We start from the raw sequence: 12953 nt of genomic DNA on the forward strand, positions 1-12953 counted from the left end.
TTCCCGTGGTAATTTATTCCTCTAATCTGATGTCTAATCCAAGGCCTTTAAGTTCATGCATTAATACATTAAACGATTCTGGCAATCCTGGTTCCGGCATGGTTTCACCCTTAACGATAGCCTCGTAAGTTTTAGCCCTACCAATAACGTCATCCGATTTAACAGTCAGTATCTCCCTTAGTGTACTCGATGCACCATAGGCCTCAAGTGCCCAAACCTCCATCTCTCCAAAACGCTGGCCACCAAACTGAGCTTTACCTCCAAGAGGCTGCTGCGTGATAAGCGAGTATGGACCAATAGAACGTGCGTGCATCTTATCGTCTACCATGTGGCCCAGTTTAAGCATGTAGATAACACCTACAGTTGCCGGCTGGTGGAAACGCTCTCCGGTTCCACCATCGTATAAATACGTATGGCCAAACCTTGGTATTCCTGCCTCATCAGTCAGTTCATTAATCTGGTCAAGCGATGCTCCGTCAAAAATAGGGGTAGCAAATTTGCGTCCTAAATTCATACCGGCCCATCCAAGAACCGTTTCGTAAATCTGCCCAATGTTCATACGAGATGGTACACCAAGCGGGTTAAGTACGATATCTACAGGAGTACCATCCGCAAGGAACGGCATATCTTCATGGCGAACAATTTTGGCAACAATACCTTTGTTACCGTGGCGTCCTGCCATTTTATCTCCCACTTTAAGCTTACGTTTTTTAGCAATGTAAACTTTAGCAAGTTTTAAGATACCTGATGGTAATTCGTCTCCAACCGTAATGGTAAACTTCTCTCTTCTAAGAGCACCCTGAAGGTCGTTCAGCTTAATTTTATAGTTGTGTATAAGGTCGTTAACCATTGCATTGGTATCATCGTCCGTAGTCCACTGTCCTTTAGTTAAGTGAGCAAAATCTTCAACGGCATATAACATTTTCTGGGTGTATTTCTTACCTTTTGGTAGTACTTCTTCACCAAGATCATTCATAACTCCCTGAGAAGTTTTTCCGTTAACAATATTAAACAACTTGTCTATCAACCTGTCTTTAAGCTCTACGAACTTAACTTCAAAATCGCCTTCAAGTTTGCCTAAATCGTCTTTATCTTTAGTACGTTTGCGTTTATCCTTAACGGCACGCGCAAACAGTTTCTTATCAAGAACCACGCCATGAAGCGATGGAGACGCTTTTAACGAAGCATCTTTAACATCGCCCGCTTTATCGCCAAATATGGCGCGAAGCAGTTTTTCTTCCGGTGTAGGGTCAGACTCTCCTTTAGGAGTAATCTTACCAATAAGGATGTCGCCAGGTTTAACCTCGGCACCAATCCTAATCATACCATTCTCGTCAAGATCTTTAGTAGCTTCCTCACTAACGTTTGGTATATCGTTGGTTAACTCTTCGTTACCCAGTTTGGTATCCCTAACTTCAAGAGAGTAATCATCTACGTGTATCGACGTAAAGATATCATCACGAACCACTTTTTCTGAGATAACAATTGCATCCTCAAAGTTATAACCTTTCCAAGGCATAAATGCCACTTTAAGGTTACGGCCAAGAGCAAGCTCGCCATTTTGTGTAGCATAACCTTCGCAAAGTACCTGGCCTCTAACAACCCTGTCGCCTCTTCTTACAATTGGCTTAAGGTTAATGCTGGTGCTCTGGTTAGTTTTTCTAAACTTAATAAGCTGGTATGTTTTCTCGTCCGGATCAAAGCTAATGCTTCTCTCACGGTCGGTCCTATCATATTTAATAGTAATCTGGTTAGCATCTACATACTCTACAGTACCACTGCCTTCGGCATTAATAAGTACCCTTGAGTCACTCGCTACCTGGCGCTCCAATCCTGTACCCACAATTGGGGCTTCCGGACGTAAAAGAGGAACCGCCTGGCGCATCATGTTAGATCCCATCAACGCACGGTTAGCATCATCATGTTCCAGGAACGGGATTAATGAAGCCGATATTGATGCAATCTGGTTAGGTGCAACGTCTGTATAATGTACCGCAGAAGGGTCTACCACCGGGAAGTCACCTTCCTCACGGGCAATAACTTTATCTGCAGTAATGTTACCATCGGCATCCATCTGGATGTTTGCCTGGGCAATCATTTTACCTTCTTCTTCTTCAGCACTTAAGTAAATTGGTTCAGAATCCAAATCTACCCTACCTTCGGTAACCTTACGGTAAGGAGTTTCTATAAAGCCCATACCGTTAACCTTAGCGTAAACGCCAAGAGACGATATCAGACCAATGTTTGGACCCTCAGGAGTTTCGATAGGACATAAACGACCGTAGTGCGTATAGTGAACATCTCGAACCTCGAAACCTGCTCTTTCACGAGATAAACCACCTGGTCCAAGTGCCGATAGCCTACGCTTGTGCGTAATCTCTGCAAGAGGGTTAGTCTGGTCCATAAACTGAGAAAGCTGATTGGTACCAAAGAAAGAGTTGATAACCGACGACAATGTTTTAGCATTGATAAGGTCGATTGGTGTAAACACCTCGTTATCTCTAACGTTCATACGCTCCCTGATAGTTCTGGCCATACGGGCAAGACCTACACCAAACTGTGCAGATAGCTGCTCTCCTACCGTTCTAACACGACGGTTAGAAAGGTGATCGATATCATCAATCTCTGCCTTAGAGTTTATAAGCTCAATAAGGTATTTTACAATGGTAATAATATCTTCTTTGGTAAGCACCTGCTTTTCCATCGGGATATCAAGACCAAGTTTTTTGTTCATCCTGTAACGGCCCACATCACCTAAGTTGTAACGCTGGTCTGAGAAGAACAATTTATCTATAATGCCACGAGCTGTTTCCTCATCAGGTGGTTCTGCATTACGCAGCTGACGGTAAATGTGCTCTACAGCCTCTTTTTCTGAGTTAGTAGGGTCTTTTTGCAGCGTGTTGTGGATAATACCATAATCGGCCTGGTTGTTATCCTCTTTATGAAGCAGTATCGTTTTTACGTTAGAATCAATGATCTCTTCAACATTATCTTTATCGATAATAGTATCCCTGTCTAATATAATCTCGTTACGCTCAATAGAAACTACCTCGCCTGTATCTTCATCCACAAAATCCTCGTGCCATGTATTAAGCACACGAGCTGCAAGCCTCCTGCCAATATATTTTTTAAGGCCTGTTTTAGACACCTTAATTTCTTCGGCAAGGTCAAAAATCTCAAGGATATCTTTATCCCTTTCAAATCCAATAGCCCTGAAAAGAGTAGTAACAGGTAGTTTTTTCTTCCTGTCGATGTAAGCATACATAACACTGTTAATATCTGTAGCAAACTCAATCCATGAACCTTTGAAAGGAATTACCCTTGCAGAGTAAAGTTTGGTTCCATTTGCGTGGAACGACTGGCCAAAGAATACACCGGGCGACCTGTGAAGCTGCGAAACAACTACACGCTCTGCACCGTTGATAACAAAAGTACCACTTGGTGTCATGTATGGGATGGTTCCCAAATAAACATCCTGCACAATTGTTTCAAAATCTTCATGTTCAGGGTCTGTACAGTACAGCTTTAAACGCGCTTTAAGCGGCACGCTGTAAGTAAGGCCCCTGTCTATACACTCTTCAATTGTATAACGTGGCGGATCAACAAAGTAATCAAGGAACTCCAATACAAACTGATTTCTGGTATCAGTAATCGGAAAGTTTTCCATGAAGGTGTTATAAAGACCTTCGTTGCCTCTTTCATCCGATTTGGTTTCAAGCTGGAAAAAATCCCTGAAGGACTTTACCTGTATATCCAGAAAATCCGGATAGCTTGGGATGTTTTTTGTTGAGGCAAAATTTAATCTTTCAGTCTGATTTGTTATCATCAATGGACAAAATTTTGATTAAAAAAAGTAATATAGAAACGTATAAAATATTATTATACGAAAAATGGTTAAGGCCATTGAGAATTTTTCTCAAGGCCTTAACCTAAGGGTTTTAACCGATGTAAGCTTATTTAAGCTCAACAACAGCTCCGGCTTCTTCTAATGATTTTTTAAGACCTTCAGCCTCATCTTTAGAAATACCTTCTTTTACATTTGCAGGAGCACCGTCTACAAGATCTTTAGCTTCTTTAAGACCTAAGCCTGTAAGTTCTTTTACTGCTTTAACAACAGCAAGTTTAGAAGCACCAGCATCTTTAAGTACTACTGTAAATTCTGATTGCTCTTCAGCAACTGGAGCGTCTCCACCAGCAGCAGGACCAGCAACTACTGCAGCAGCAGCAGGCTCGATTCCGTACTCATCTTTAAGTATTGTAGCAAGTTCGTTAACTTCTTTAACTGTAAGGTTAACTAATTGTTCTGCGAATTGTTTCAAATCTGCCATTTTTTCTATCGTTTTAAATAGTTTGTAATATATAATTCATTAAGTGCGTTCTGCGCGTATTACCTGATTATTTCTCAGATAATGTTTTAAGTATTCCTGCAATTTTGCCACCGCCTGATTTAAGGGCAGAAACAACATTTTTAGCAGGAGACTGAAGTAGGCCAATGATTTCGCCAATAACTTCGTCTTTAGATTTAAGAGATACAAGAGCATCAAGCTGGTTGTCTCCAATAAATACCGCTTCGAAAATGTAAGCACCTTTTAATACAGGCTTATCAGATTTTTTACGGAATTCTTTGATGATTTTAGCAGGAGCGTTACCGTTCTCTGAAATCATTATAGAAGTGTTGCCTTTAAGTATGGTAGGTAAATCACCATAGTTATTGTCAGAACCTTCCATTGCTTTTTCAAGCAGGGTGTTCTTAACCACTTCAAGTTTTATACCTGCTTTAAAGCAAGCCCTTCTTAAGTCTGAAGTAACTGTTGCGTTAAGACCGCTAATATCTGCCACATAGACAACATTAGAACCGGTTAATTGCGCAGTTAAATCTTCAATAACTTTTGATTTTTCTTCTTTGGTCATAATAAAAACTTTTTAACTACCAATTATACCGCCTTAGGATCTAGGGCAATAGCAGGGCTCATAGTACTTGAGATGTGAATACTCTTGATGTATGTACCTTTAGCTGCAGTTGGTTTTAATTTGATTAATGTCTGAATAATTTCGTGAGCGTTCTCAGTAATCTTGTCGGCTTCAAAAGAAATCCTTCCAATTCCTGCATGAACGATACCGGTTTTATCAACTTTAAAGTCAATTTTACCAGCTTTAACTTCAGTAACAGCTTTAGCCACGTCCATAGTAACGGTACCTGTTTTAGGGTTTGGCATTAAACCACGAGGGCCTAATATTCTACCTAACGGACCTAATTTACCCATAACGCTTGGCATAGTGATGATAACATCAACATCTGTCCATCCATCTTTTATTTTTTGAAGGTAGTCATCTAAACCTACAAAGTCTGCACCTGCAGCTTTAGCTTCTGCCTCTTTATCCGGAGTTACAAGGGCAAGAACCCTTACATCTTTACCTGTACCGTGAGGAAGTGTAACTACACCCCTTACCATTTGGTTTGCTTTTCTTGGATCTACACCAAGACGCACTGAGATATCAACCGATTCGTCAAATTTTGCAGATGCAACTGTTTTGATCAATGCAGATGCATCTTTCAAAGAGTACAGTTTGTTCTTCTCAATTTTAGAAGCAGCCTCTTTCTGTTTTTTTGTCAATTTTGCCATTTCTTTGTCTTTTTACGATTAAAAAGGAGCTGCTCCTGATACGGTTATACCCATAGACCTTGCTGTTCCTGCAATCATGCTCATTGCTTTCTCTATAGTGAAAGCATTAAGGTCAACGATTTTGTCTTCAGCAATAGCCCTGATCTGATCCCAGGTAACGCTAGCTACTTTCTTACGGTTTGGTTCTCCAGAACCCGACTTTAGTTTGGCAGCATCCAGTAATTGAATAGCAGCCGGTGGCGTTTTAACAACAAACTCGAAAGATTTGTCTTTATACACAGTAATTTGTACTGGTAATACTTTGCCAGGTTTATCTTGTGTTCTTGCATTAAACTGCTTACAGAACTCCATGATATTAACACCAGCAGCCCCCAAAGCAGGTCCAACCGGTGGCGACGGATTCGCAGCACCTCCCTTAACTTGTAGTTTAACTACTTTACTAATTTCTTTAGCCATTTCTTTAAAAGATTTAGCACATCTTCATTGGAAGCGAATGATGTGGTTTTATAATAAGTGTAACAAAAATTATACTTTTTCTACTTGCATAAAGCTTAATTCCAGCGGAGTCTTTCTTCCAAAGATCTTCACCATCACTTCAAGCTTGCGCTTTTCTTCATTAACTTTCTCTACAGTACCATTAAAGCCGTTAAACGGCCCGTCTGTTACTTTTATCGTTTCGCCAATTGTAAATGGTATAGAAACGTTATCTGTTTTAACCGAAAGTTCATCTACTTTACCCAGCATCCTGTTTACTTCAGAAAGCCTTAAAGGCACAGCGTCTCCACCTTTAGTTTCACCAAGAAACCCAATAACACCTGTTATAGATTTAATAATGTGTGGAATTTCGCCGGTTAGGTTAGCCTCTACCATTACATATCCGGGAAAATACACTCTGTCTTTGCTGATTTTTTTACCGTCTTTTACCTGCACAACTTTTTCTGTTGGAACAAGCACCTGAGAGATATAATCAGACATACCCAGTCTGCTAATTTCTGTTTCGATGTAGTTTTTAACTTTATTTTCCTGACCGCTTACCGCCCTAACCACATACCATTTTTTGACATTGTTATCAGTCATCGCAATAAAATTAATTTTTTAAGAAACTATACACTTTTGCAACAAGGATCTCGAAACCCCTGTCTACTCCAAAGGTTATCAATGCAAATATTACCGAAAAAACAGCTACAATAATGGTTAAGCGTTGCACTTCTGCCCACTCCGGCCACGTTACATTGTCTTTTAGCTCTGTAAATGCATCTGATATATAGTTGGTAATCTTTGCCATTGTCTTTGCTTTTTTTGCACGGGTGGAGGGATTCGAACCCCCATCAACGGTTTTGGAGACCGCTATTCTACCCTTGAACTACACCCGTTTGTTAATAAAAGCCAGCCGGTACACCAAGGCACCGCGCTGGCTTTATATAATTTAAATACTATAGGATCTCAGTAACCTGACCTGCACCTACTGTACGACCACCTTCACGGATAGCGAAACGTAGACCTACGCTTAGAGCGATTGGGCTAAGAAGTTGCACTTCGATAGTAAGGTTATCACCTGGCATAACCATCTCTACACCTGCTGGAAGAGTGATAGTACCAGTTACATCCGTTGTACGAACGTAAAACTGAGGACGGTAGTTATTGTGGAATGGAGTGTGACGTCCACCTTCTTCTTTTTTAAGGATGTAAACCTCTGCATTAAAATGCGCGTGTGGCTTAACAGATCCTGGCTTAACGATAACCATACCCCTTTTGATATCAGCTTTGTCGATACCCCTAAGTAGTAAACCTACGTTATCTCCAGCTTCACCACGGTCAAGGATTTTACGGAACATCTCAACACCCGTAATAGTAGATGTAAGTTTTTCTGCACCCATACCAATGATTTCAACTGCATCACCTGTGTTAGCAATACCAGTTTCGATACGACCTGTAGCAACAGTACCACGACCAGTGATAGTGAATACGTCTTCAACAGGCATAAGGAAAGGTTTCTCAACATCACGTACCGGCATTTCGATCCAAGTATCAACAGCAGCCATAAGAGCTAAAACTGTATCAACCCACTGAGGCTCACCGTTAAGTGCACCAAGAGCAGAACCCTGGATAACTGGTCCGTTATCTCCATCATACTGATAAAAAGATAGTAGGTCACGGATTTCCATTTCAACCAGCTCTAAAAGCTCAGCATCATCAACCATGTCTACTTTATTCATGAAAACAACCATTCTTGGAACACCAACCTGGCGACCTAAAAGGATGTGCTCACGAGTTTGTGGCATTGGACCATCTGTAGCAGCAACTACAAGAATAGCACCATCCATCTGAGCAGCACCTGTAACCATGTTTTTAACGTAATCCGCGTGACCTGGACAGTCAACGTGAGCGTAGTGGCGGTTAGCAGTAGCATACTCTACGTGAGAAGTATTAATAGTAATACCCCTTTCTTTTTCTTCAGGAGCGTTATCAATTTGGTCAAATGATTTAGCTTCAGAATAACCTGCATCAGATAATACTTTAGTTATCGCTGCAGTAAGGGTAGTTTTTCCGTGGTCAACGTGTCCAATTGTACCAATATTCAAGTGGGGTTTGGAACGATCAAAAGTTTCCTTTGCCATGATTTAATAATTTAATCTTAGTTTATAATTAGTGTTCAAATTCTTCTAAACTTTGAGCCAATGACGGGAATTGAACCCGTGACCTCTTCCTTACCAAGGAAGCACTCTACCCCTGAGCTACACCGGCTGGTAACAGGCTTACGCCTGACGTTTTTGTGGGGAGAGCAGGATTCGAACCTGCGAAGTTCTCACAGCAGATTTACAGTCTGCCCTCGTTGGCCGCTTGAGTATCTCCCCTAACCTTTACTTTTTCAGATGCTTATCAAAAAACAATATTTTGAGCCGATAGAGGGACTCGAACCCACGACCTGCTGATTACAAATCAGCTGCTCTAGCCAACTGAGCTACACCGGCGTCTTCAATAAAAAAGTCCGCTATTTCTAACGGACTGCAAATGTATATAATTTATTTTTTAATCAAAACATTTTCTATATTTTTTTTTCACATTAAGAATGTGCCCTGATTTTTTGTTTTCTCTTCATTAGCAAACGTTCCATAGATTCTGCCGCCAGTTCTACTGCCTCTTCAAATGTTTTACATTGTTTTTTGACTATAAACTCATCTCCCGGTACTATTAGTTTTATCTCTGCTATTTTATTTTCTTTATCGCTGGTATTATCGAGTTTAAAAAAAACATCAGAATTTACAACCTTATCATAATACTTATCAAGCTTATCCAATCTTCCCTGAACATAGCCAACCAATTTTTTGTCAACATTAAAGTTAACCGCATGAACATTTACTTTCATAATAAAAACATTTTAGGTTAAACATTTCAGGAATCATCACGGTTACGCGGATGCGCATCCTTATATACTTTTTTTAATTCAGCAAGACTGCTGTGCGTATATATTTGTGTAGATGATAAACTCGCGTGCCCTAATAATTCCTTTACTGAATTTAAATCGGCCCCGTTGTTTAGTAAGTGTGTTGCAAAGGTGTGCCGCAATACGTGCGGGCTTGTCTTTACCTTACCGGAGACAACACTAAAGTAACTATTTATTAACCTGTAGACAAAAGATTCGCTTATTTTTTTACCCGCCCCGGTAACAATTAACATATCGGCATCCACCGCATGCACCAACCCCTGCCTTTTTGCAAGATAATCAGCAATTAGCACTGTAGTACTATCCAAAACCGGCAGCATACGCTCTTTGTTGCGCTTACCCAACACCTTAAGGGTTCGATTGCCCGAATCGTAACTACCCATCTTTAAGCCAATAAGTTCGGCACGGCGTATACCGGTAGCATAAAACAATTCTATTATAAGGCGATTGCGCAAACCTTCAAAATCATCCGGAAACTCATTAAAATCAATCACATCTTTAAGCTCTTTTTCAGAAAAAGGTATTTGTACTTTTTTTTCTGTTTTAAGCGATTTGTGCTTTTGCAGCGGATTGATTTCGATTTGCCTCGATTTAAGCAAAAATTTGTAGAACGATTTTAAGGAAGACACTTTTCGGTTAACCGATGTGTTAGCAATACCCGCCTCTACAAGCTGCACGATCCAGCTGCGCACCTGGCTGTAATTAACCTCCTCTAACGTTGCACCGGCATCATCCTGTTGTATAAACTGCTCAAAAGCAGCTACATCATCCAAATAGGCGCGCAGGGTTAGCAAAGAATAATTTTTTTCTTTACTAAGGTAATCGCGGTATGCATCTTTACTTGTAACCATAAAAAAAACCGTTAGCAGCAAAGATAAACCTTTGCCGCTAACGGTAATATTATAAACCTAAGAATTTAATTAGTTCTCTACAGAGTCCCTTAACCCTTGTATGTAGGCTGCTTTTTGTATTTGAACCCTTCTTTTAACAGATGGCTTCGTGAAAGCCGTACGGCTTCTAAGCTGACGTACAGTTCCGGTTTTATCAAATTTACGTTTGTAACGCTTAAGCGCCCTATCGATATTTTCTCCGTCTTTAATTGGTATAATCAACATAAGTATAACACCTCCTCTCGTTAAGGGTGCAAACTTATAACTATTTTTTATACCCACCAAAATTATTACCTGTTTTTATTTAACAGACCAAATGGTATAGCCGTGCGGCGGCGCCTGTACTTTTACCCAGGTATCTGCCTGCGTTACAGGCTCCCACGCAGAGTTGCCTGTAAAATCTTTAATAGTAGTACTTGCCCAATTGGTATCTACCCAACGTTCCTGCCAGGAATCGCTATTGTTAATGTAAACAATTATGCCGGGGCTACCGTTACGGCGGGCAACATACTCATCGTTATCGGCATATAAATAAGTAGTATTGCCAAGAGCCTTATTATTATGTATCCATATAAGGTTGTTGAGTTTATTTTTATCCAGCCACTCCTCATAATCCCTGTAAAAAATACACGGGTAGCCCTCATGGGTTAAAATATAAGCATAAGCCAGTATTTTATTAGTATAGATCTCATCGGTATCGTGGTTGGCCACAAAGGTTACAGCACGGTAGGCATTGCGCTTAAGCAGCATGTCTCCGTTAAGCTGTGTAAGGTCGTTATTAGCCAGGGCATCGCGCATTTTGTAATAGCAGGCAAAATCAAAAGCACTGGCTTCGGCACTATTGGCCCAGGTTTCCAGGGTGGCAGCATTGCCATCCCAATACTCCCCTACTGTAAAGCCGCCTACTGCATTTTTAAAGTTTTTAACCACCCAGGGCTCAAAACCTTTTACAAAGTCGAACCTCCAACCATCAAACCCCATAGTGTTTTTATAATATTTGGCAATAGAATTGGAGTTATTATACAGCCAGTCCTGCACATAGGTTTTGTCATGGCACAGATCTGGGAAACCGCCAAACGAACCTGCATCGGCAGTATGCACATTGTTAGGATGAAAATCGTTGTACGAACGGGCAAACAGTCCTGATGCCGGCTGAAAATCGGTCCACGTACTGCCGCCGGTGTATGGGTTAGATTGTGATGAGCCGCCACTGTTATGATTCACTACAATATCGGCAATCACGCTCAGGTCGTTACTGTGTGCGGTTGAAATAAGCGACTGGATCTCTGCAAGCGACCCAAATCGGGTCTCGATACTGCCCATCTGGTTATAGCTGCCAAAATCAAAATAGTCAAAAGGGTCGTAGCCCATAGAGTAACCACCATTTTGCGCTTTGGTGGCCGGCGGAAGCCAAACGGCATCGATACCTGCACTTGCCCACGAAGGAAGCTTGCCCGAAACAGTATTCCACCAGGTGCCGCCCGAAGGTACATCCCAGTAAAAAGCCTGCATCATAACTTTAGTACCGGCAGACCGTGCTGTAGATACGGATCCACCACTTTGCGGAATTGCCCTGTTTGTATTGCTGTTGTTGTTTTGGACTTCCTGCTCGGTAACATCCATGTCGTTAGCGCAGCCCCATAAAAAGAATATGGCTACTGCTGTTGTAAATATGCATTTCATAAATAAAAGGTATTGGTTTCTACCTAATTTATAAAAAATGGCATCTAAAATTACAAATGCGATAGCCAGAATAACACTATAACGTTATAGTGTTGATAAGTAAAATAAAAAGGGCTTCCTGAAATTCAGAAAGCCCCGACAGTTAGTTAGTTGCATTTTAAATATTAATCTTTCAGCAGGTTACGCGATATAACAAGCTTCTGAATTTCGGTTGTTCCTTCGCCTATGGTGCACAATTTGGCATCCCTGTAAAATTTTTCTACCGGATAATCTTTTGTATAGCCATACCCTCCGTGAATTTGCACGGCTTCGTTAGCTACGCGCACGCAAACTTCAGACGAGTACATTTTGCCCATAGCACCCGCAAGCGTTACAGGTTTGTGGTTATTTTTTAAAAAGGCCGCTTTATGAAGCAATAGCTCTGATGCCTCGATTTCGGTAGCCATATCAGCCAGTTTAAAGGCAATACCCTGAAAACTACTAATTGGCTGGCCAAACTGGTGGCGCTCTTTAGAATATTTAAGAGCCGCCTCGTAAGCGCCTTTTGCAATACCCAAAGACAATGCCCCTATAGAAATACGGCCACCATCGAGCACCTTCATGGCCTGTATAAAGCCCTCGCCTACCTCTCCCAGCCTGTTGGCATCGGGTATACGGCAGTTATCAAATACCAATTCGGCAGTTTCGCTGGCACGCATGCCCAGCTTATTTTCTTTTTTGCCGCTTGTAAAGCCCGGCATTCCTTTTTCAAAAACAAAAGCAGTCATACCACGGGAGTCACCTTTTTCACCAGTACGTACTATTACAACAGCAACATCGCCAGATTTGGCATGGGTAATAAAATTCTTAGCCCCGTTAACAACCCAATGGTCGCCATCTTTAACGGCAGTGGTATTCATCCCCCCTGCGTCAGACCCCGTATTGTGCTCCGTTAAGCCCCAGGCACCAATAAATTCGGCCGTAGCCAGTTTAGGCAGCCATTTCTTTTTTTGCTCTTCGTTACCAAAAGTTAAGATATGGTTGGTGCAAAGCGAGTTATGCGCCGCAACCGATAGCCCTATAGATGGGTCTACTTTAGATATTTCTTCTATAACCGTAATGTATTCGTGGTAGCCAAGGCCAGATCCGCCATATTCTTCGGGCACCAAAACACCCATATAGCCCATTTCGCCAAGCTGTTTAAACAAATCTACCGGAAAATGTTGGGTTTCATCCCACTCCATAATATTGGGGCGGATGTTTTTTTCTGCAAAGTCCCTGATTGATTCGGCAATCATGCCCTGCGTTTCATTATAATCAAAGTTCATTATA

The 12953-nt window shown here is 41.3% G+C and carries 13 protein-coding genes and 4 tRNA genes; all 17 read right to left on the bottom strand.

What is annotated here, in order from left to right; all coding sequences use genetic code 11:
• Positions 1-13: 13 nt before the first annotated feature.
• The 17 genes from rpoB to G509_RS0104075 all read right to left on the bottom strand — a co-directional run bounded on the left by rpoB (position 14) and on the right by G509_RS0104075 (position 12949).
• Positions 14-3826 (bottom strand): DNA-directed RNA polymerase subunit beta, encoded by a 3813-nt coding sequence (gene rpoB, locus G509_RS0103995; protein WP_026990344.1) that lies wholly within the window; start codon positions 3824-3826, stop codon positions 14-16.
• Between the two features lie 127 nt (positions 3827-3953).
• Positions 3954-4328 (bottom strand): 50S ribosomal protein L7/L12, encoded by a 375-nt coding sequence (gene rplL / locus G509_RS0104000; protein WP_026990345.1) that lies wholly within the window; start codon positions 4326-4328, stop codon positions 3954-3956.
• A 67-nt stretch (positions 4329-4395) separates the two neighbouring features.
• Positions 4396-4911 carry a 50S ribosomal protein L10 gene (gene rplJ / locus G509_RS0104005; protein ID WP_026990346.1) on the bottom strand — a complete coding sequence of 172 codons (516 nt, stop codon included), beginning with the start codon at positions 4909-4911 and terminating at the stop codon, positions 4396-4398.
• A gap of 23 nt (positions 4912-4934) precedes the next feature.
• Positions 4935-5624 (bottom strand): 50S ribosomal protein L1, encoded by a 690-nt coding sequence (gene rplA / locus G509_RS0104010; protein ID WP_026990347.1) that lies wholly within the window; start codon positions 5622-5624, stop codon positions 4935-4937.
• An 18-nt stretch (positions 5625-5642) separates the two neighbouring features.
• Positions 5643-6080 carry a 50S ribosomal protein L11 gene (gene rplK, locus G509_RS0104015; RefSeq protein ID WP_026990348.1) on the bottom strand — a complete coding sequence of 146 codons (438 nt, stop codon included), beginning with the start codon at positions 6078-6080 and terminating at the stop codon, positions 5643-5645.
• 69 nt (positions 6081-6149) lie between these two features.
• Complete coding sequence (nusG, locus tag G509_RS0104020; protein WP_026990349.1) at positions 6150-6701, bottom strand: transcription termination/antitermination protein NusG; 552 nt, start codon at positions 6699-6701, stop codon at positions 6150-6152.
• 10 nt (positions 6702-6711) lie between these two features.
• Positions 6712-6909 carry a preprotein translocase subunit SecE gene (gene secE, locus G509_RS0104025; RefSeq protein ID WP_026990350.1) on the bottom strand — a complete coding sequence of 66 codons (198 nt, stop codon included), beginning with the start codon at positions 6907-6909 and terminating at the stop codon, positions 6712-6714.
• 17 nt (positions 6910-6926) lie between these two features.
• A tRNA-Trp gene (locus tag G509_RS0104030) sits at positions 6927-6997 on the bottom strand.
• A gap of 60 nt (positions 6998-7057) precedes the next feature.
• Positions 7058-8242: an elongation factor Tu gene (tuf, locus tag G509_RS0104035; RefSeq protein ID WP_026990351.1), complete on the bottom strand. Its 1185-nt coding sequence runs from the start codon at positions 8240-8242 to the stop codon at positions 7058-7060.
• Positions 8243-8297: 55 nt separating this feature from the next.
• Positions 8298-8369, bottom strand: a tRNA-Thr gene (locus tag G509_RS0104040).
• Positions 8370-8398: 29 nt separating this feature from the next.
• Positions 8399-8479 (bottom strand) — tRNA-Tyr (locus G509_RS0104045).
• A gap of 43 nt (positions 8480-8522) precedes the next feature.
• A tRNA-Thr gene (locus G509_RS0104050) sits at positions 8523-8596 on the bottom strand.
• Between the two features lie 92 nt (positions 8597-8688).
• Positions 8689-8991: a ribosome hibernation-promoting factor, HPF/YfiA family gene (hpf, locus tag G509_RS0104055; RefSeq protein ID WP_026990352.1), complete on the bottom strand. Its 303-nt coding sequence runs from the start codon at positions 8989-8991 to the stop codon at positions 8689-8691.
• A 26-nt stretch (positions 8992-9017) separates the two neighbouring features.
• Positions 9018-9920, bottom strand: coding sequence for a tyrosine-type recombinase/integrase (locus G509_RS0104060; RefSeq protein WP_026990353.1), 903 nt, complete (start codon positions 9918-9920; stop codon positions 9018-9020).
• A 69-nt stretch (positions 9921-9989) separates the two neighbouring features.
• Positions 9990-10184 carry a 30S ribosomal protein S21 gene (gene rpsU / locus G509_RS0104065; protein ID WP_026990354.1) on the bottom strand — a complete coding sequence of 65 codons (195 nt, stop codon included), beginning with the start codon at positions 10182-10184 and terminating at the stop codon, positions 9990-9992.
• A 75-nt stretch (positions 10185-10259) separates the two neighbouring features.
• Positions 10260-11642 (bottom strand): alpha-amylase, encoded by a 1383-nt coding sequence (locus G509_RS0104070; protein WP_026990355.1) that lies wholly within the window; start codon positions 11640-11642, stop codon positions 10260-10262.
• A gap of 164 nt (positions 11643-11806) precedes the next feature.
• On the bottom strand, positions 11807-12949 hold the full coding sequence (locus tag G509_RS0104075; protein WP_026990356.1) for an acyl-CoA dehydrogenase family protein: 1143 nt from the start codon (positions 12947-12949) through the stop codon (positions 11807-11809).
• Positions 12950-12953: the final 4 nt, after the last annotated feature.

Origin of the sequence: Flavobacterium subsaxonicum WB 4.1-42 = DSM 21790, from assembly GCF_000422725.1 — a bacterium.
Classification (GTDB): Bacteria; Bacteroidota; Bacteroidia; order Flavobacteriales; family Flavobacteriaceae; genus Flavobacterium; species Flavobacterium subsaxonicum.

Excerpts from the sequence above, each read along its gene's own strand:
- rpoB (WP_026990344.1), bottom strand. The coding sequence starts at position 3,826 with ATGATAACAAATCAGACTGAAAGATTAAATTTTGCCTCAACAAAAAAC.
- rplL (WP_026990345.1), bottom strand. The coding sequence starts at position 4,328 with ATGGCAGATTTGAAACAATTCGCAGAACAATTAGTTAACCTTACAGTT.
- rplJ (WP_026990346.1), bottom strand. The coding sequence starts at position 4,911 with ATGACCAAAGAAGAAAAATCAAAAGTTATTGAAGATTTAACTGCGCAA.
- rplA (WP_026990347.1), bottom strand. The coding sequence starts at position 5,624 with ATGGCAAAATTGACAAAAAAACAGAAAGAGGCTGCTTCTAAAATTGAG.
- rplK (WP_026990348.1), bottom strand. The coding sequence starts at position 6,080 with ATGGCTAAAGAAATTAGTAAAGTAGTTAAACTACAAGTTAAGGGAGGT.
- nusG (WP_026990349.1), bottom strand. The coding sequence starts at position 6,701 with ATGACTGATAACAATGTCAAAAAATGGTATGTGGTTAGGGCGGTAAGC.
- secE (WP_026990350.1), bottom strand. The coding sequence starts at position 6,909 with ATGGCAAAGATTACCAACTATATATCAGATGCATTTACAGAGCTAAAA.
- tuf (WP_026990351.1), bottom strand. The coding sequence starts at position 8,242 with ATGGCAAAGGAAACTTTTGATCGTTCCAAACCCCACTTGAATATTGGT.
- hpf (WP_026990352.1), bottom strand. The coding sequence starts at position 8,991 with ATGAAAGTAAATGTTCATGCGGTTAACTTTAATGTTGACAAAAAATTG.
- G509_RS0104060 (WP_026990353.1), bottom strand. The coding sequence starts at position 9,920 with ATGGTTACAAGTAAAGATGCATACCGCGATTACCTTAGTAAAGAAAAA.
- rpsU (WP_026990354.1), bottom strand. The coding sequence starts at position 10,184 with ATGTTGATTATACCAATTAAAGACGGAGAAAATATCGATAGGGCGCTT.
- G509_RS0104070 (WP_026990355.1), bottom strand. The coding sequence starts at position 11,642 with ATGAAATGCATATTTACAACAGCAGTAGCCATATTCTTTTTATGGGGC.
- G509_RS0104075 (WP_026990356.1), bottom strand. The coding sequence starts at position 12,949 with ATGAACTTTGATTATAATGAAACGCAGGGCATGATTGCCGAATCAATC.